We start from the raw sequence: 18,416 nt of genomic DNA, 5'->3' as shown, positions 1-18,416 counted from the left end.
CCCATGACACGTTTGCAATCCGTCACCATCCTGGGCTCGACGGGCTCCATCGGCACCAGCACGCTCGATGTGATGGCGCGTCACCCCGAACGCTACTCGGTCTTTGCGCTCACTGCGGCCACGCAGGTCGACGCCTTGCTGGCGCAATGCAGACGCTTCTCGCCGCGCTACGCCGTCATGGCCAACCCCGCCCCTGCCCGGCAGCTGGCGGACAAGGTGCGCGAGGAAGGCCTTGCGGTGCAAGTGCTTTCGGGCCCGCAGTCGCTGTGCGACGTCTGTTCAGACCCTGAGGTGGACGCCGTGATGGCGGCCATCGTCGGTGCTGCTGGACTCGCACCCAGCCTGGCCGCCGCCCGCGCTGGAAAAAAAGTCCTGCTGGCCAACAAGGAAGCGTTGGTGGTGGGCGGCGACCTGTTCATGCAGGCGGTGAAGGAGGGTGGGGCCACGCTGCTGCCTATCGACAGCGAGCATTCCGCCGTGTTCCAGTCGTTGCCAGAGGACCCGCAGACTTGGTCACGCCGCGTGGAAAAGATCGTGCTCACTGCTTCAGGCGGGCCGTTTCGAACCCGCGATCCCGGCACCCTGGCGGACGTAACACCCCAGGAGGCCTGTGCTCATCCCAACTGGGTAATGGGTCGCAAGATCTCGGTTGACTCGGCCACCATGATGAACAAGGCCCTGGAAGTCATCGAGGCCAGCTATCTATTCGGCCTGCCAGGCTCTCGGATCGAGGTGGTCATCCATCCGCAAAGCGTGATCCATTCGATGGTGCAGTACCACGACCGGTCGGTGGTGGCGCAACTGGGCACGCCGGACATGCGCGGGCCCATCGCCTATGGCCTTTCCTGGCCCGAGCGCATCGAGTCCGGTGCTGCCGCGCTGGACTTTGCCTCACTCGGTTCGTTGAGCTTTGAAAGTCCTGACGACCGTCGTTTCCCTGGCCTGCGTCTGGCGTGGCAGGCGCTGGACAGCCCGGCGGGAACCACTGCGGTGCTCAACGCGGCCAACGAGGTCGCCGTGGCCGCCTTTTTGGACGATCGCTTGCGCTTCGATCAGATTCACGTCGTCAACGATGCAACTTTGCAGGCGCTGGTGCCCTCCAAGCCTGGGCAGCTGGCGGACTTGCTGGCCATTGATGCCGAGGCACGCAGCCTGGCTCTGGCCCAGGTCGAGCGGCTCGCCCTCTGAGCACTGGCTGCTGGCGGCGGCCCGAATCTCCTCAATCCCATCCCCTACATGCTCACAATCGTTGCTTTCGTGGTGGCCCTGGGTCTCTTGATCGCGGTGCATGAATACGGGCACTACCGGGTGGCCGTGGCATGCGGCGTCAAGGTGTTGCGTTTCTCGATCGGGTTTGGCAAGCCCTTGCTGAGCTGGCGAAAAAAGGGCAGTGCTACCGAATTCGTGGTTTGCGCGCTGCCCCTGGGGGGCTATGTGCGCATGCTCGACGAGCGCGAGGCGCCGGTCGATCCCTCCGAGCGTCACCTGGCATTCAACACGCAGCCGCTGCGGTCCCGCACCGCCATCGTTGCAGCTGGGCCCGCGGCCAATCTGCTGCTGGCCATCCTTCTGTACGCGGTGGTCAGCTGGACCGGTGTGGATGAACCCAGGCCCGTGCTGTCTGCGCCGATGGCAGGATCTCTGGCCGAACGCTCGGGCATCAGAGGTGGCGACTGGGTGGTGCAGATCGCCACCAAAGATGACGAACCCGCCGAAGTCGGTTCTTTCGAAGACCTGCGCTGGCGTCTCACCCAGGCCGCCTTGTCCAGCGAAGACCTGACCTTGTGGGTGAGCCCGCGCGAGGGCGCCAGTGCCCGTCCGGTCGTGTTGCCCCTGAGCGAGCTCAACGTGCGCGAGGCCGACGCCTCGCTGTTCCAGCGCATCGGCATCACCTCGCCATGGAGTGCCCCCTTGGTGGGCGAAGTGATGCAAGGCGGTGCGGCTGCGCAGGCGGGTCTGCAAAAGGGCGACGTGGTGCGCCGAGTCGATGATGCCCCGGTGTCCGATGGCCAGAGCCTGCGGGCATTGATCCGTGCTGGCGTGGGGCCCGAAGGCCAGCCCAGGGTGCAGCGCTGGACCGTGGAACGGGGCTCGCAGATGCTGAATCTGGTGGTCAAGCCGCTGCCTGAACAGCAGGATGGTGCCTGGATCGGCCGCGTGGGGGCCTACATCGGTGCAGCCCCGGAGATGATGACCGTGAGCCACGGGCTGGTGGACAGCCTCATTCATGGGGTGGTGCGAACCTGGGAAGTTTCGTGGCTCACGCTCAAGATGATGGGCCGAATGCTGGTGGGAGAAGCGTCGGTGAAGAACCTCAGCGGGCCCCTGACCATTGCCGACTACGCCGGCAAGTCGGCGAGCCTGGGTGTGTCCTCTTACCTTCTGTTTCTTGCCCTCATCAGCGTAAGCCTCGGCGTCCTCAATCTGCTGCCTCTGCCGGTCTTGGACGGTGGACACCTGATGTATTATCTTTGGGAGGGTGTGACTGGTCGCAGCGTCTCCGAAGTCTGGATGGAACGCCTGCAGCGCGGGGGGGTCGTGGTTCTCATGGCTCTCATGTCCGTCGCCTTATTCAATGATGTGGTCCGCCTGGCGGGCTGAACGCTTCCTTTCCATGAAAACAAAATTCTTCGGTCTTCGCGGCCTGACGTTCTCAGCGCTCGCGGTGTCCCTGCTTTCGGCCCTTCCTGCCTGGGCCGTCGACCCCTTCACCTTGAGAGACATCCGCGTCGAAGGTCTGCAGCGCGTGGAGCCGGGCACGGTGTTCGCGTCGTTGCCGTTCCGCATTGGCGACCTGTACAACGACGACAAAGGTTCCACGGCCATTCGCGCGCTGTTCAGCCTGGGTTTGTTCAGCGACGTGCGTCTGCAGGTCAACGGCGACGTGCTGGTGGTCATCGTGGAAGAGCGCCCCACCGTGGCCGACGTCGGCTTCTCCGGCATCAAGGAGTTCGATGCCGAGGTGCTGAAGAAGGCCCTGCGCGACATTGGCCTGGCCGAAGGCCGTCCGTTCGACAAGGCCCTGGCCGATCGGGCGGAGCAGGAGCTCAAGCGCCAGTACATCAACCGCAGCATGTATGCCGCCCAGGTCGTGACCACCGTGACGCCAGGTGAACGCAACCGCGTCAACCTGAATTTCAGTGTGGTCGAGGGTGAGGTGGCCAAGATCAGCGAAATCCGCATCGTCGGCAACAAGGCCTATTCGGAATCGACGCTGCGCGGCCTGTTCGACCTTGACACCGGCGGATGGTTGAGCTGGTACACCAAGTCAGACCGCTATTCACGCGCCAAGCTCAATGCCGACATCGAAACCCTGCGTTCGTATTACCTCACACGCGGCTTCCTGGAGTTCCGCATCGAGTCGACGCAAGTGGCCATCTCGCCCGACAAGCAGGACATGTCGATCACCCTCAACATCACCGAAGGCGACCGTTATGTCGTGAAATCGGTGGCGCTAGAAGGGGAGTACCTGGGCAAGCAGGAGGAGTTCGAATCCCTTGTCACGTTGCGCGCAGGCAGGGCCTACAACGTTGAAGACGTGTCCGCCACCGTCAAGGCATTCACCGACTACTTCGGCACATTTGGCTATGCGTTCGCACAGGTCGAGGCCACGCCCGACATCGACCGCGTGAACAAGCAGGTGGCATTCGTGCTGCGCGCACAGCCCGCTCGCCGCGTGTACGTGCGACGCATCAACATCGAAGGCAACAACCGCACACGCGACGAGGTCGTTCGGCGCGAATTCCGCCAGTTTGAATCGGCCTGGTACGACAGCGACCGCATCCGCCTGTCGCGCGATCGGGTGGACCGCCTGGGCTTCTTCACCGAAGTGGGCATCGACACTCAGCCAGTGCCTGGCACGCCCGATCAGGTCGATATCACCGTGAACGTGGCTGAAAAGCCCACGGGCAACATTTCGCTGGGCGCTGGCTATTCGCAGGCTGAGCAGATCTCCCTGATTGCAGGCATCCGGCAGGAGAACGTGTTCGGCTCGGGCAACTACCTGGGCATCGACGTCAACACCAGCCGTTTCAACCGCCAGATCGTGCTCAGCACGGTGGACCCCTACTTTACAAAAGACGGCATTTCACGCGCATTTGATGCCTACTACAAGACCACCACACCCTACACGCAGCAGGGCGGCGACTACCGACTGATCACGCCCGGCGTGAGTGTGAAGTTCGGCGTGCCGTTCAGTGAGCAGGATACGGTGTTCTTCGGTGTCGGCGTGGAGCAGACACGCATCGAGCCCGGCAATGGCCTGCCCCAGGCCTACCAGACCTATTCGAACACCTTTGGTGACAGCAGCACGTCGCTCCCCCTGACGATCGGCTGGTCGCGTGATGGGCGAGACAGTGCGCTCGTGCCCACCGAAGGCCGTCTGCAGCGTTTCAACACCGAAGTGGGCGTGGCAGGTGACACCCGTTACATCAAGACGAACTACCAGATTCAGCAGTACTTCGCGCTGACCAAGCAATACACCCTGGCGCTCAATGGCGAGGTGGGCTATGGAAAGGGCCTGGGCGGACGCCCGTACCCCCTGTTCAAGAACTTCTTTGGTGGTGGCCTGGGTTCGGTTCGCGGTTTTGACCAAGGCACGCTGGGCCCCACGTCGCCCATTCTTTCTGGCATTTCGGCCGGCCAGCAAGTCAACATCGGTGGCAATCGCAGTGTGGCGCTCAACGCCGAATTCATCACGCCATTTCCCGGCGCAGGCAATGACCGCACACTGCGCCTGTTCGGATTCATTGATGTCGGGAATGTCTATGGAGAAGGGCAGAAGTCTTCCTTTTCCGACTTGCGGGCCTCCGTCGGTATCGGCGTGAGCTGGATCTCACCGATCGGCCCGCTTCGCTTCGCCTTTGCAAACCCTATCCGCCAATTCACAGGCGATAGAATCCAGAAATTCCAGTTTCAGATCGGAACCTCCTTTTGATGAAGACTTTCATGCTAGCCCGAAACGTTCTGCTTTCGCTGGCGCTGGGCGCCGCGTTGATCACCTCGCCAGCCATGGCGCAGGACACCAAGATCGGCGCCGTCAACGTCGAGAAGATCCTGCGCGAATCCAATACCGCCAAGGCGGTTTCGGCCAAACTGGAGCAGGAGTTCTCCAAGCGCGAGCGCGAGCTGCGTGGCTCAGCCGACACGTTCCGGGCATCCATCGAGAAATTCGAGAAGGAAGGTCCAACGATGTCCGAAAGCCAGCGCACCGCACGGCAGCGCCAGCTCTCCGAGCAAGAGCGTGACTTGCAGCGTCGCCAGCGCGATTTCCAGGAAGAGCTCAATTTGCGCCGCAACGAAGCCTTGCAGCAGGTCATCGAGAAGCTCAACCGCATCGTTCGTCAGATCGCCGAAACCGACAAGTACGATCTGATCGTCTCCGAGGCTTACTACATCAATCCCCGCGTGGACATCACCGACAAGGTCATGTCCACGCTTGACAGCGCCAAGTAAAGAGCCACCGTGGCCGTGCTGCTCGGCGATATCGTGCAGGCACTTGGCGGCAAGCTGTTCGGCTCCTCCGACCAGCTGGTGCAGAGGCTGGCGCCCTTGTCCACGGCGGGCCCGGCCGATCTCTCGTTTATCTCCCATGCCCGCTACGCGGGCCAAATGGAGAGCACGCGCGCGGGCGCCTTGATTGCGCCGCCGGCCCTGGAGGCTGCCGCACGTGTTCGAGGGGCCTGTATCGTTACCGAAGACCCCTATCTCTATTTCGCCCGCTTGACACAATGGTGGAAAGAACGCCACGAGCAGGGGCAGCCCGCGCTGGTGGAAGTCCTGGCCAGCGTGCACCCGACGGCACGCCTCGGCCGCGATGTGGGCGTAGGGCCTTTCGCCGTGATCGGCCCGGATGCCGACGTCGCCGACGGCGCCCGCATTGGCGCTCATTCGGTGCTGGGCCGCGGAGCCCGCGTGGGAGCGGGCAGCGTATTGCATGGCCGGGTCAGTCTGGGCGACGGGTGTTCGGTGGGCGAGCGCTGCATCCTGCATCCCGGTGTGGTCATTGGTGCAGACGGCTTCGGTTTTGCGCCGCACCAGGGTGCCTGGATCAAGATCGAACAACTCGGCGCCGTGCGTGTTGGCAACGATGTGGAGATCGGCGCCAACACCTGCATTGATCGGGGTGCGCTGGACGACACCGTGATCGAAGACGGCGTGAAGCTCGACAACCTGATCCAGATCGGGCACAACGTGCGCATTGGCGCGCATACCGCGATGGCTGGCTGCGTGGGTGTAGCGGGCAGTGCCGACATTGGTGCGCATTGCACCATCGGCGGTGGTGCTGTCGTGCTGGGTCATCTTCGCCTTGTCGACGGGGTGCATGTCTCGGCCGCGTCGGTGGTGACGCGTTCCCTGCTCAAGCCGGGGCATTACACCGGCATGTTCCCCATCGACGACAATGCGGCCTGGGAAAAGAACGCAGCCTCTCTCAAGCAACTCAACCGCCTTCGCGAGCGCATCAAGTTGCTCGAACAGGCGATCGCCCACGCCAGCACACCTCCTTCCAAGCCATGATGGACATTCACCAGATACTCAAACAGCTTCCCCACCGCTATCCGTTCCTGCTGGTGGACCGCGTGCTGGAACTGGAGAAGGGACAGCGCATCAAGGCGTTGAAGAACGTCACCATCAACGAGCCGTTTTTCGTGGGTCACTTTCCACACCGTCCGGTGATGCCCGGGGTCCTGATGCTGGAAGCCATGGCGCAGGCGGCGGCTCTGCTGGCATTCGACACCGTGGGCGTGACACCTGACGACAAGACGGTGTATTACTTTGCAGGCATCGACGGTGCGCGCTTCAAGCGTCCGGTGGAGCCAGGCGACCAATTGGTGATGGACGTGACGCTTGATCGCATGAAGGCGGGAATCTTCAAGTTCAAGGGCATCACCCGCGTGGGCGCCGACGTGGCCTGCGAGGCGGAGTTGATGTGCACCATGCGCACCATCGCCTGATGCCGCAAGAGGGCGCATCGTGTCTCTGATTCATGCCACCGCCCTGGTGGATTCCGCAGCCGAACTGGACAGCTCGGTCAGTGTCGGACCCTATACCGTGATTGGTCCCCATGTGAAGGTCGGTGCGGGCACCACCATTGGTGCGCATTGCGTGATCGAGGGGCACACCACCATCGGGCGCGACAACCGCATCTTCCAGTTCAATTCGCTGGGTGCGATTCCGCAGGACAAGAAGTACGCGGGCGAGCCCTGCGAACTCGTCATCGGCAACGGCAATACCATCCGGGAGTTCTGCACGTTCAACATCGGCTCGCCGGGCGACCGTGCGGTGACCAGCGTGGGGGACGACAACTGGATCATGGCCTACGTGCATCTTGCGCACGATTGCCAGGTGGGCAACCACACCATCTTCGCCAACAACTCCCAGCTCGCCGGGCATGTGGTGGTAGACGACTGGGTGATTCTGGGTGGCTTCTCCGTGGTACATCAGTTCGTGCGAATTGGTGCGCATGCCATGACGGCCATGTGCTCGCTGCTGTTCGCCGATCTGCCTCCGTTCGTGATGGCCCAGGGCCAGCCGGCTCAGGCCCGCTCCATGAACTTCGAAGGTCTTCGTCGCCGTGGGTTTTCGCCTGAGCGCATTGCAGCGGTAAAGGCCATGCACAAGGCGCTGTACCGCGACGACCTCAAGCTGGAGCAGGCCATGGAGCAAGTGCGCGGCTTGCCGCACAAGACCCCCGAAGCCCAGCCAGACGTGGACATGATGCTGGACTTTCTTGGCAAGGTTTCGCCCCATCGCGGCATCGTGCGGTGAATGCGCCTGCGCCGAAACGCCTGGCCCTTGTGGCGGGGGAAACCTCGGGTGACTTGCTGGCAGGCTTGCTGCTCGGCGGAGTTCGCGAACGCTGGCCCGACCTGAAATCCTTTGGCATCGGGGGGGCGAACATGGCCGCCCAGGGCTTTGAGGCCTGGTGGCCCAGCGAAAAGCTGGCGGTGCGCGGCTACGTCGAGGTATTGCGACATTACCGGGAAATCGTGGGCATCCGCGATCGGGTGAGGCAGCGACTGCTTGTGTCTGATCGGCCCGATGTCTTCATCGGCGTGGATGCACCCGATTTCAACCTCGATCTCGAGGCCGCGCTGAAGGCAAGGGGCGTCCGTACCGTGCATTTCGTCTGCCCTTCCATCTGGGCATGGCGGGCTGAGCGGGTGGAGAAGATTCGCCGCAGCGCCGACCATGTGCTGTGCATCTTCCCGTTTGAACCCGGCTTGTTGGCCCAGCACGGCATTGGCGCCACGTATGTGGGGCATCCGCTGGCCAGCGTGATCCCGATGCAGCCAGATCGGAGCGCCGCTCGCTCGATGCTCGGCCTGGGCGGGGACGATATGGTCGTGGCCATTCTCCCGGGGAGTCGGGCTTCGGAGGTGCAGTACCTGGCCCAGACGTTCTTCGAGGCGGCGGCATTCATGAAGCGCGCACGGCCAGGCCTGCGCTTTCTTGTACCGGCAGTGCCCGCCCTTCGCGAACGCATCGTCAGCGCCGTGCGCGCGGCGGGCCTGGGCGAGGAGACCCTGGTGCTGGCTGGTCAGTCGCACGCCGCTCTGGCTGCCTGTGACGTGACGCTGATCGCCAGCGGTACAGCCACGCTGGAAGCGGCACTGTTCAAGCGCCCCATGGTCATTGCCTACAACATGAACTGGTTGTCCTGGCAGATCATGCGGCGCAAACAGCTCCAGCCCTGGGTGGGCCTGCCCAACATCCTCAGCGGCGAATTCGTGGTCCCGGAATACCTCCAGGAGGCCGCCACGCCTCAGGCGCTGTCGAGGGGGGTGTTGGACTGGCTGGACGCGCCTGCGAGAATCACGGCTTTGCAGCAACGATTCGAAGCGTTGCACCACACCCTTTTGCGCGACACCGCCCGACTGGCCACCGATGCGATCGAAAAAGTTCTTGAAGGCTGAGCAGGCCACGCTGCCCTGGGACGTGCCTGGCCTGCTGGCCGGTGTGGACGAAGCCGGCCGCGGGCCTCTGGCCGGACCGGTGTTCGCCGCCGCCGTGATCCTGGACGATCGTTTTCCCATCAAGGGCTTGGCCGACTCCAAGCAACTCACCGCGCTGCGCCGTGAGCGCCTGTACGACGAAATCCGCGCCAAGGCGCTCTGCTGCAGCGTGGCGCACGCCACGGTGGAGGAAATCGACGAACTCAACATCCTGCAGGCCACCATGCTGGCGATGCGCAGGGCGGTACTGGGCCTGCGGCTCAAGCCCGCCAAGGTATTGGTCGATGGCAACCGCCTGCCCTCCCTGGATGTGATGTGCGAAGCCATCGTCTCGGGCGATGCGCTGGTTCCCTCCATATCTGCTGCTTCGATCCTGGCCAAGGTCTCGCGCGACCGGCTGCTGTGTGAGCTGCATCTGCAGCATCCGGAATACGGATTCGATCGGCACAAGGGCTATGGCACCGCGCAGCACTTGCGCGCCCTGCAAGCCCATGGGGCCTTGGCGGTTCACCGTCGCTCCTTTGCACCGGTAGCACGTGCACTGGCCGTGCCCGTGGACCCTGAGGCCCGCATCCCTTGATCACACCCAGTGCAATCACCTCGCGTGACAACCCGCTGCTCAAGCGCCTTCGCTTGCTGGCACAGGACAGCACGGCGTATCGCAAACACAGACAGGTCTGGCTCGAAGGCGATCATCTTTGCAGAGCCTTGCTCGCGCGTGGGCACCGGCCCGCCACGGCCGTGTTCACCGAATCCTTCTGGGCGCAGGCGCCGCACGATCTGCGAGACGCGTCCGATCACGTCGTGACGGTGCCGGCAGCCCTCATGGCCAGCATCAGCGGACTGGAGTCGCCTTCCGGGGTAGGCTTCGTGTGGGACCTGCCCGCAACCGGTGGCCTGGAGCCAGGCCGGGCCAGCGTGGTGCTGGACCGTTTGCAGGACGCGGGCAACGTCGGCTCCATTCTGCGCAGCGCTGCCGCTTTCGGTTTCGGTCAGGTGCTCGCGCTCAAGGGCACGGCCGCCCTGTGGTCGCCCAAGGTCGTGCGCGCCGGCATGGGCGCTCATTTCAGTCTGAAGCTGATCGAGGGCTTGTCGGTCGACGATCTCTCCGCGTTGGGCGTGCCCCTGATCGTGACCAGCTCGCACCAGGGCGAGTGGTTGCATCGCAGCGTATTGCCCAGGCCTTGCGCCTGGGTGCTGGGCCATGAAGGGCAGGGCGTGAGCACCCTGCTTGAAGCGCTGGCTGACCGTGCGGTGCGCATTGCGCAGCCAGGTGGCGAGGAGTCGCTCAACGTGGCCGCGGCCGCCGCGATTTGTCTGCATGCCAGCGTGGTTGGTGAGGGTGCCGGTGGGAGTTTGCCCCTGGGCGCCGGGCTATAATCCCACGGTTTACCCGCAATCGGCGCAATCCCTGCGCGCCCCGGCTTTTCACCCCAGGTTGTTGATCCGTTTCTGCCCCGGCCCACCCCCCGGCGCAAGGCGGGTGCGAAGCCTGCGCGGCACCTGCCGCCGGCGCGAGGACGTTGCAGCCAACCATCTGGAGATTTCCGTGCTTCCCGTCCACCCGAAAGCCCTTCTCGCGCTCGCCGACGGCACGGTCTTTACAGGCATTTCCATCGGGGCCACCGGCCAGACCACGGGTGAGGTGGTGTTCAACACCGCACTGACCGGCTACCAGGAAATCCTCACCGATCCGAGCTATTGCCAGCAGATCGTGACACTCACGTATCCGCACATTGGCAACACCGGCATCAATGCCGAAGACGTCGAAGCCAGCCGCATCCATGCCGCTGGCCTGATCATCAAAGACCTGCCCTTGCTGGCTTCCAATTTCCGCAGCGCCGAAACCCTCTCGCAGTACCTGAACCGAGAAGGTACCGTGGCCATTGCCGACCTTGACACCCGAGCGCTCACCCGTCGCTTGCGCACCCACGGCGCCCAGAACGGCTGCATCGTGGCGCTTGCCCCGGGCGAATCCATCTCGGACGCCCACCGTGCCAGGGCCTTGGCAGCCGCGAAGGCGGCACCCAACATGGCTGGCACGGATCTGGCCAGGGTGGTTTCGGCTACCGCGCCTTACGCCTGGACGCAGACCGAGTGGCAGCTGGGCTTTGGCTATGGCGAGCAGATTGCGCCACGTTTTCACGTGGTCGCCTACGACTTCGGCGTCAAGCACAACATTTTGCGCATGCTGGCACAGCGTGGCTGCAAGATCACCGTGGTGCCAGCGCAAACCTCGGCCGCCGATGTGTTCAAGCTCAAGCCCAATGGCGTGTTCCTCTCCAACGGCCCTGGCGACCCGGAGCCTTGCGACTACGCGATTGCCGCCACGCGCGAGATCATCGAGAGCGGCGTGCCGACCTTCGGCATCTGCCTGGGTCACCAGATCCTCGCGCTGGCCAGCGGTGCGAAGACTTTCAAAATGAAGTTTGGTCACCATGGTGCCAACCACCCGGTGAAAGACCTGGACAACGGGCGTGTCTCCATCACCAGCCAGAACCACGGCTTCGCGGTGGACGAAAAGACGTTGCCTGCGACCCTTCGGCCCACGCATGTGAGTCTGTTCGACGGCACGCTGCAGGGATTGGCGCGCACGGACAAACCCGCCTTTTGCTTCCAGGGGCATCCAGAAGCCTCGCCCGGCCCGCACGACATCGGCTACCTGTTCGACCGCTTCATCGACCTGATGCAGGCCCGCGTGCCTGCCACAGCCTGAGTCCCTTCGCCATGAAGCTCTTCAGTTTCCCCATCTACACCGTCGAGAAGGCGATTGCCAAGCGCATGCTCACGCTGGAGTCCCCGCACCGCGAGTGGTTCGGCCAGCGCTGGGCCCAGAAGCCGTACCGAAAGTCCTTCCTGGACAAAAAGGCCATGCCACTGGTGACCTTGCTCGCCAAGTGCAAGACCTGGGACGACGAGACCTTCAACACCGAACTGGCCGCCTGGGACGCACGTTTCCACGACGCAGAGATCGAGGTGCTGCGCCCCCTCATTGAAGGTGACGGCCTGATTCAACTGATGCAGAAGAACGTGCCAGCCGAACGCCTGCAGGCATTGCTCCACACACTGGATACCCAGCGCCAGGGCTGATCGACCCAAGCCGGCACAAACTACCGCGAACCATGCCCAAAAGAACAGACATCCAGACCGTCCTCATCATCGGCGCCGGCCCCATCATCATCGGGCAGGCCTGTGAGTTCGACTACTCAGGCGTTCAGGCCTGCAAGGCGCTGCGTGAGGAGGGTTATCGCGTGGTGCTCATCAACAGCAACCCCGCGACCATCATGACCGACCCGGCCACGGCCGACGTCACCTACATCGAGCCCATCACCTGGCAGACGGTCGAGAAAATCATCGCCAAGGAGCGACCATTGGCCCAGGGCGGCTTTGCCATCCTGCCCACCATGGGCGGCCAGACCGCGCTGAACTGCGCACTTGACCTCTGGCGTCACGGCGTGCTCGCCAAGTACGACGTGGAGCTGATCGGCGCCACGCCCGAAGCCATCGACAAGGCCGAGGACCGCCTGAAGTTCAAGGATGCGATGACCAAGATCGGCCTGGGGTCGGCGCGCTCGGGCATTGCGCACAGCATGGAAGAGGCCTGGGGTGTGCAGAAGACCGTGGGCTTCCCCGTGGTGATTCGCCCCAGCTTCACGCTCGGCGGCACCGGCGGCGGCATCGCCTACAACCCGGAAGAGTTCGAGACCATCTGCAAGCGTGGCCTGGAAGCTTCGCCCACCAACGAGCTGCTGATCGAGGAATCGCTGCTCGGGTGGAAGGAATACGAGATGGAGGTGGTGCGCGACAAGGCGGACAACTGCATCATCGTCTGCTCTATCGAGAACCTGGACCCCATGGGCGTGCACACCGGCGACTCCATCACCGTGGCGCCAGCCCAGACCCTGACCGACAAGGAATACCAGATTCTGCGCAACGCCAGCCTGGCCGTGCTGCGCGAGATCGGCGTGGACACGGGTGGCTCCAACGTGCAGTTCTCCATCAACCCCAAGGACGGGCGCATGGTGGTGATCGAGATGAACCCGCGTGTCTCGCGATCGTCTGCCCTCGCATCCAAAGCCACGGGATTCCCTATTGCCAAGGTGGCGGCCAAGCTGGCCGTGGGCTACACACTCGACGAGCTGCGCAACGAGATCACAGGCGGGGCCACCCCAGCTTCGTTCGAGCCCTCGATCGACTACGTGGTCACCAAGATTCCTCGCTTCGCCTTCGAGAAGTTCCCCACCGCCGACAGCCGCCTGACCACGCAAATGAAGAGCGTGGGCGAGGTCATGGCCATGGGCCGCACATTCCAGGAAAGCTTCCAGAAAGCCTTGCGCGGCCTGGAGGTGGGGGTGGACGGCATGAACGAGAAGACGCAGGACCGCGAGACGCTCGAGCGCGAGCTCGGCGAGCCTGGTCCCGACCGCATCTGGTATGTGGGCGATGCGTTCGCCGCCGGTTGGACGATGGAGGAGGTGCATCAGTTCACCAAGATTGATCCCTGGTTCCTGGTGCAGATCGAAGAAATCGTGAAGATCGAACTGGCGCTGGAAAAGACCAGCCTGGACGCGATCGACGCGGACACCCTGCGCGGCCTGAAAAAGAAAGGCTTCTCGGATCGCCGCCTGGCCAAGCTGCTCAAGACCAACGACCAGGCCGTTCGTGAACGCCGGATCGCCGAGAACATCCGCCCGGTCTATAAGCGTGTGGACACCTGCGCCGCAGAGTTCGCCACCAACACCGCGTACATGTATTCGACTTACGAAGGTCATGGCGATGGTGAATGCGAGTCCGAACCTACCGACCGCAAGAAGATCATGGTTCTGGGCGGCGGGCCCAACCGCATCGGCCAGGGCATCGAGTTCGACTACTGCTGTGTGCACGCTGCACTCGCCATGCGCGAGGATGGCTACGAGACCATCATGGTCAACTGCAATCCGGAGACCGTCTCGACCGACTACGACACCAGCGACCGCCTGTATTTCGAGCCGCTCACGCTGGAAGATGTGCTGGAGATCGTGGACAAGGAAAAGCCTCTGGGGGTGATCGTTCAGTACGGCGGCCAGACCCCCCTGAAGCTCGCGCTGGGTCTGGAGGCCGCTGGCGTGCCCATCATCGGCACCAGCCCCGACATGATCGACGCCGCCGAAGACCGTGAGCGCTTTCAGCAATTGCTGCACACGCTGGGCTTGCGCCAGCCGCCCAACGCCACTGCGCGCGCCGAGCCCGAGGCGCTTGAGAAGGCCGCCGCACTGGGTTACCCACTGGTGGTGCGCCCGAGCTATGTGCTTGGCGGTCGCGCCATGGAGATCGTGCACGAGCAGCGCGACCTGGAGCGCTACATGCGTGAGGCCGTCAAGGTGAGCAACGATTCACCCGTGTTGCTGGACCGTTTCCTCAACGACGCGATCGAATGCGACGTGGACGCCGTGCGCGACGCCGCGGGCCGCGTCTTCATCGGTGGTGTGATGGAGCACATCGAACAGGCGGGCGTGCACAGCGGCGACTCTGCCTGCTCGCTGCCGCCCTACTACCTGAGCAAGGCCACGGTGGACGAACTCAAGCGCCAGACCGCGGCGATGGCCGAGGGCCTGAACGTGGTCGGCTTGATGAACGTGCAGTTCGCGATCCAGGAAGTGGAAGAGAACGGCGTCAAGAGGGATGTGATCTTTGTGCTGGAGGTCAACCCACGCGCTTCGCGCACCGTGCCCTTTGTCTCCAAGGCCACCGGCATCCAGCTGGCCAAGGTGGCTGCGCGCTGCATGGCGGGCCAGTCGCTGGATGCGCAGGGCATCGGCGCGGAAGTGACGCCACCGTACTTCAGCGTCAAGGAAGCCGTGTTCCCGTTCGTGAAGTTCCCTGGCGTGGACACCATCCTTGGCCCCGAGATGAAATCCACGGGTGAGGTCATGGGCGTGGGCAAGACGTTTGGCGAAGCCTTCGTCAAGAGCCAGATCGGCGCAGGTACCAAGCTGCCCACTTCGGGCAAAGTGTTTCTGACCGTGAAGAACGGCGACAAGCCGCGCGCGGTGGAAATCGCGCGCCAACTGGTCGACATGGGCTTCGAGCTCGTGGCCACGCGCGGCACGGCCGCTGCCATCAGCGCCGCTGGTGTGGCTGTGCAGACGGTGAACAAGGTCACCGAAGGCCGACCGCACATCGTCGATGCAATCAAGAACGGTGACATCGTGTTGGTGATCAACACGGTGGAAGAACGCCGCAACGCCATTACCGATTCGCGTGCCATCCGCACGTCGGCCTTGTTGGCCCGGGTGACCACCTTCACCACCATTGCCGGCGCTGAAGCTGCAGTCGAGGGCATGAAGTACCTCGACAACCTGGACGTGATCTCCGTCCAGGAGATGCACGCCCAACTCTGACGCGGGCCCAGACTCCGGGTTTGCGCCGAGGCGTCGGCCCGGGCGCGGCGCTACATTGCAGCCATGGCGCTCGGCAGCAATCCGTCCTCAGGCTTGGCCCGGCAGTGGTCCACCGATCAGGTAGACGCCCCGGGCCGGCTCGATTATTGGGTGGGTGCGATCTGCGAAGCCTTTCTGGAGATGGACTGCAGCTCACGGCTGCCCCAAGCCTTCGAAGGGCGTCTCATCAGTGTGGAGGTCGGGCCGCTGTCGTTCAATCAGGTGGAGGCCTCCACCCAGGACGTCTACCGCACGCGTGCGGGCATCGCACGCAGTGCCAGCCACCCCTTCTACCTGATCACCCAGCGCCAGACGCCCTGGCACGTGTGCCAGGGCGGCCACCGTGCGGGGCTGCGCCCGGGGGATTCGGTGTTGGTGGATTCGGCCCGCTTGTACGAATTGCACTTTCCCGAGTCCGTGGAGGTGATGTCGATCCAGCTGCCCCGATCCTGGGTCGGCCAATGGCTGAACCGGACCGACGACGCATTTCCTCGCGTGGCCTATCGCGACCAGGGTTGGGGCAGAGCGCTATCGGGCCTGACCCTGCAATTTGCGCACGACCCGCTGCTGGCCGCCCAGTACCCATCGCAGCTCTTGTGCGATCAACTGGGAGCCATGTTGGCGGCGGCCATCGAGCCGCAGCCACCGGTGCGTTCGCCACCCTCCCATGACCTCTTCCAGCGCGCGCAGCGTCTCCAGCAGGAGCAGCTGGACCAGCCTGGCCTCACCTCGCAACGAGTGGCCGAACAACTGGGCGTTTCTGTGCGAACCCTCCATCGCGCCTTCGCCGCCGAATCGACGAGTTTCGCGCAGAGCCTGAGGCGTCTGCGGCTGGACCGCGCGGAGCTGCTGCTGGCGCAGGCGAGGTTGGCAAACATTGCCATTTCTGAACTCGGACGGCGCTGTGGCTTCGTCGACGCCTCGCACTTCGTGCGTGAATTCCAGCGCCATTTCCGCGCCACGCCGGCGCGCTGGCGACGCGAACGGCTGGCGCGCTGAACGATCTCTGGCACACATAGGCCAGCGGCGTGGCCCGCCTGAGCCATCCGGCGGTGCGCTTGCTCCCTAAGCTGCGGGCTTCAACCCCACTCAAGGAGCTATCCGATGGCAGATACCTATGTTCTGGTGCACGGCGCCTGGCACACCGGCACCGAGCTCGAACCTGTGGCCAGGCACTTGCGCGAGCGCGGCCACACCGTGCATTGCCCTACGCTGGCTGGCAACCGCCCCGGCGATGACCGGGCCACCTGCGGCCTGACCGAAGCGGCGCAGTCTGTGGTCGACTACCTGGAGGCGAACGATCTGCGCCATGTCAGGCTGGTTGGTCACAGTTACGGCGGCATGGTCATCAGCAAGGTCGCCGATCAGGTGCCTGAGCGCATCACGCGGCTGGTGTACTGGTGCGCCTTCGTGCCACTCAATGGCGAATGCCTCAACGACATGGTGCCGCCGCACTACAAGGCGCTGTTCGACGAGATTGCGGCGGCCAACGGCAACGCCGTCATGCTGCCGTACCCGATCTGGCGTGAGGCCTTCATCAACGATGCAGACGCCGCCCTGGCCCGGAGCGCCTTCGACCGGCTCAATCTCCAGCCGTACCGCACCTTTACCGAGCCGGTGGTGCTGCAAAGCGAACTCGCTGCCAAGCCCCTGGGCAAGAGTTTCCTGCTCTGCACGGAAGACATTGCCCTGCCGCACAGCATGCCCTGGCATCCCCGCCTGTCGGAGCGCCTGGGCTTGTATCGGCTGGTGTGCTGCCCCGGCAGCCACGAACTCTGCTTCACCAACCCGGCCCTCCTGGCCCACAAAATGGAAGAGGCTGGCCGCGACTGACACGTGTATTTGCCCCGGATTGGGGAGCCGGAATCTTTCACGGCATAATCGGTTTTCATGACCACCGCCGAGCGGCAACGCCCGGCGGTTTGCTTTTGGAGACATGCACACATGGCCACCATTCCGATCACCAAGCGCGGCGCCGAAAAGCTCAAGGAAGAGCTGCACCGGCTCAAAACCGTGGACCGCCCCTGGGTCATCAACGCCATTGCCGAGGCGCGCGCGCAGGGTGACCTGAGCGAGAACGCTGAATACGACGCCGCCAAGGACCGCCAGGGCTTCATCGAAGGTCGCATCGCCGAGATCGAAGGCAAGCTCTCCGCTGCCCAGATCATCGACCCCGCCCAGCTCGATGCCGGTGGCCGGGTGGTGTTCGGCGCCACCGTCGAGCTGGAAGACGAGGACAGCGGCACCGCCGTGACCTACCAGATCGTGGGTGAAGACGAGGCCGACCTCAAACAGGGCCTGGTGAACATCAGCAGCCCCATCGCTCGTGCGCTCATTGGCAAGGAAGAGGGCGACGTGGCAGAGGTGCAGGCACCCAGCGGCACCAAGCGCTTTGAGATCGTGGCTGTGCGTTACGCCTGATGCCACTGCAGCGGCTCGCCATCCTGATCGCTGCGCTCTGGTGGGGTGGCATCACCGCACTGAGCTTTCTGGCCGTGCCGTTGCTGTTTGCCAGCCTGGGCAGTCCGGCGGTGGCCGGACCGGTGACGGCCCGCATTTTTTCTCTGCAATGCTGGGCCAGTCTCCTGCTCGGGCTGGCGCTGCTGATGATCCTGCGCCACCGGCGCGGCCATGGCATCGCCATCGCCCCCGAAGCCTTGACCACCATGGGCATCGTCCTGTTTGGGATGTTGCTGGCGCTGGTGCAGGAATTCGCGGTAGCGCAGAACATCGTCACCGCCCGCGCCAACGGCGGCAACCTGCGCCTGTGGCATGGCGTGGGCACGGCCATGGTGCTGGGGCAGTGGCTGTGTGCCGGCGCAGCGCTCTGGCGACTGTCCGGCGCGCGCCCTGCGTCGGGGTGACCTGCGACAATCCCCCTCCGGCCTCGATGGTGAAACTGGTAAACACAGGGGACTTAAAATCCCCCGTCGTGAAAACGACTTAGCGGTTCAAGTCCGCTTCGAGGCACCAGGCTAGGTTTTTTCCGGTTTCGCCGGTACAGTGAGTTTCCATGACCCGATACAACGCGCCCTTCGAAATC

At 63.8% G+C, this 18,416-nt stretch carries 17 protein-coding genes and 1 tRNA gene; all 18 read left to right on the top strand.

All coding sequences use genetic code 11. From position 1 onward, the window contains the following. Positions 1-3: 3 nt before the first annotated feature. Entirely contained in the window at positions 4-1,188 is a 1,185-nt protein-coding gene (gene ispC / locus AB7F11_RS03225; protein ID WP_428290783.1) for a 1-deoxy-D-xylulose-5-phosphate reductoisomerase, read from the top strand. A gap of 48 nt (positions 1,189-1,236) precedes the next feature. Continuing rightward, entirely contained in the window at positions 1,237-2,601 is a 1,365-nt protein-coding gene (gene rseP / locus AB7F11_RS03220; RefSeq protein ID WP_428290782.1) for an RIP metalloprotease RseP, read from the top strand. 13 nt (positions 2,602-2,614) lie between these two features. Then, the gene (gene bamA, locus AB7F11_RS03215; protein WP_428291436.1) at positions 2,615-4,936 is read left to right on the top strand and encodes an outer membrane protein assembly factor BamA; all 2,322 of its coding nucleotides are present in this window, start codon (positions 2,615-2,617) and stop codon (positions 4,934-4,936) included. An 11-nt stretch (positions 4,937-4,947) separates the two neighbouring features. Further along, on the top strand, positions 4,948-5,454 hold the full coding sequence (locus AB7F11_RS03210) for an OmpH family outer membrane protein (RefSeq protein WP_428291435.1): 507 nt from the start codon (positions 4,948-4,950) through the stop codon (positions 5,452-5,454). Between the two features lie 9 nt (positions 5,455-5,463). Then, positions 5,464-6,516: a UDP-3-O-(3-hydroxymyristoyl)glucosamine N-acyltransferase gene (gene lpxD, locus AB7F11_RS03205; RefSeq protein ID WP_428291434.1), complete on the top strand. Its 1,053-nt coding sequence runs from the start codon at positions 5,464-5,466 to the stop codon at positions 6,514-6,516. Next, positions 6,513-6,953, top strand: a complete 441-nt coding sequence (gene fabZ, locus AB7F11_RS03200) for a 3-hydroxyacyl-ACP dehydratase FabZ (protein WP_428291433.1) — start codon at positions 6,513-6,515, stop codon at positions 6,951-6,953. The genes lpxD and fabZ overlap by 4 nt, the downstream gene beginning before the upstream one ends. Before the next feature lie 19 nt (positions 6,954-6,972). After that, positions 6,973-7,767 carry an acyl-ACP--UDP-N-acetylglucosamine O-acyltransferase gene (gene lpxA / locus AB7F11_RS03195; protein ID WP_428291432.1) on the top strand — a complete coding sequence of 265 codons (795 nt, stop codon included), beginning with the start codon at positions 6,973-6,975 and terminating at the stop codon, positions 7,765-7,767. After that, positions 7,764-8,915 carry a lipid-A-disaccharide synthase gene (gene lpxB, locus AB7F11_RS03190; protein ID WP_428291431.1) on the top strand — a complete coding sequence of 384 codons (1,152 nt, stop codon included), beginning with the start codon at positions 7,764-7,766 and terminating at the stop codon, positions 8,913-8,915. Before lpxA ends, lpxB begins: the two co-directional genes overlap by 4 nt. Beyond that, on the top strand, positions 8,887-9,534 hold the full coding sequence (rnhB, locus tag AB7F11_RS03185; RefSeq protein ID WP_428291430.1) for a ribonuclease HII: 648 nt from the start codon (positions 8,887-8,889) through the stop codon (positions 9,532-9,534). Before lpxB ends, rnhB begins: the two co-directional genes overlap by 29 nt. Further along, entirely contained in the window at positions 9,534-10,334 is an 801-nt protein-coding gene (locus AB7F11_RS03180; RefSeq protein ID WP_428291437.1) for a TrmH family RNA methyltransferase, read from the top strand. Before rnhB ends, AB7F11_RS03180 begins: the two co-directional genes overlap by 1 nt. Positions 10,335-10,503: 169 nt before the next feature. Continuing rightward, a complete protein-coding gene (carA, locus tag AB7F11_RS03175) occupies positions 10,504-11,670 on the top strand; it encodes a glutamine-hydrolyzing carbamoyl-phosphate synthase small subunit (RefSeq protein ID WP_428291429.1) in 1,167 nt (388 codons plus the stop codon). Positions 11,671-11,681: 11 nt separating this feature from the next. Then, positions 11,682-12,044, top strand: a complete 363-nt coding sequence (locus AB7F11_RS03170) for a hypothetical protein (protein WP_428291428.1) — start codon at positions 11,682-11,684, stop codon at positions 12,042-12,044. A 32-nt stretch (positions 12,045-12,076) separates the two neighbouring features. Beyond that, positions 12,077-15,334 carry a carbamoyl-phosphate synthase large subunit gene (carB, locus tag AB7F11_RS03165; protein WP_428291427.1) on the top strand — a complete coding sequence of 1,086 codons (3,258 nt, stop codon included), beginning with the start codon at positions 12,077-12,079 and terminating at the stop codon, positions 15,332-15,334. Between the two features lie 63 nt (positions 15,335-15,397). Continuing rightward, on the top strand, positions 15,398-16,372 hold the full coding sequence (locus AB7F11_RS03160; RefSeq protein WP_428291426.1) for a helix-turn-helix domain-containing protein: 975 nt from the start codon (positions 15,398-15,400) through the stop codon (positions 16,370-16,372). Positions 16,373-16,477: 105 nt separating this feature from the next. After that, positions 16,478-17,206 (top strand): alpha/beta fold hydrolase, encoded by a 729-nt coding sequence (locus AB7F11_RS03155; protein WP_428291425.1) that lies wholly within the window; start codon positions 16,478-16,480, stop codon positions 17,204-17,206. A gap of 111 nt (positions 17,207-17,317) precedes the next feature. Then, positions 17,318-17,794, top strand: a complete 477-nt coding sequence (gene greA, locus AB7F11_RS03150) for a transcription elongation factor GreA (protein WP_428291424.1) — start codon at positions 17,318-17,320, stop codon at positions 17,792-17,794. After that, on the top strand, positions 17,794-18,237 hold the full coding sequence (locus AB7F11_RS03145) for a DUF4149 domain-containing protein (RefSeq protein WP_428291423.1): 444 nt from the start codon (positions 17,794-17,796) through the stop codon (positions 18,235-18,237). Before greA ends, AB7F11_RS03145 begins: the two co-directional genes overlap by 1 nt. 20 nt (positions 18,238-18,257) lie before the next feature. After that, positions 18,258-18,346, top strand: a tRNA-Leu gene (locus tag AB7F11_RS03140). Positions 18,347-18,416 lie beyond the last annotated feature (70 nt).

The organism is Hydrogenophaga sp., assembly GCF_050250835.1.
Lineage (GTDB): Bacteria > Pseudomonadota > Gammaproteobacteria > Burkholderiales > Burkholderiaceae_C > Hydrogenophaga.
The sequence above is the reverse complement of the archived record's forward strand: the minus strand, read 5'-3'. Positions and strand labels throughout refer to the sequence as shown.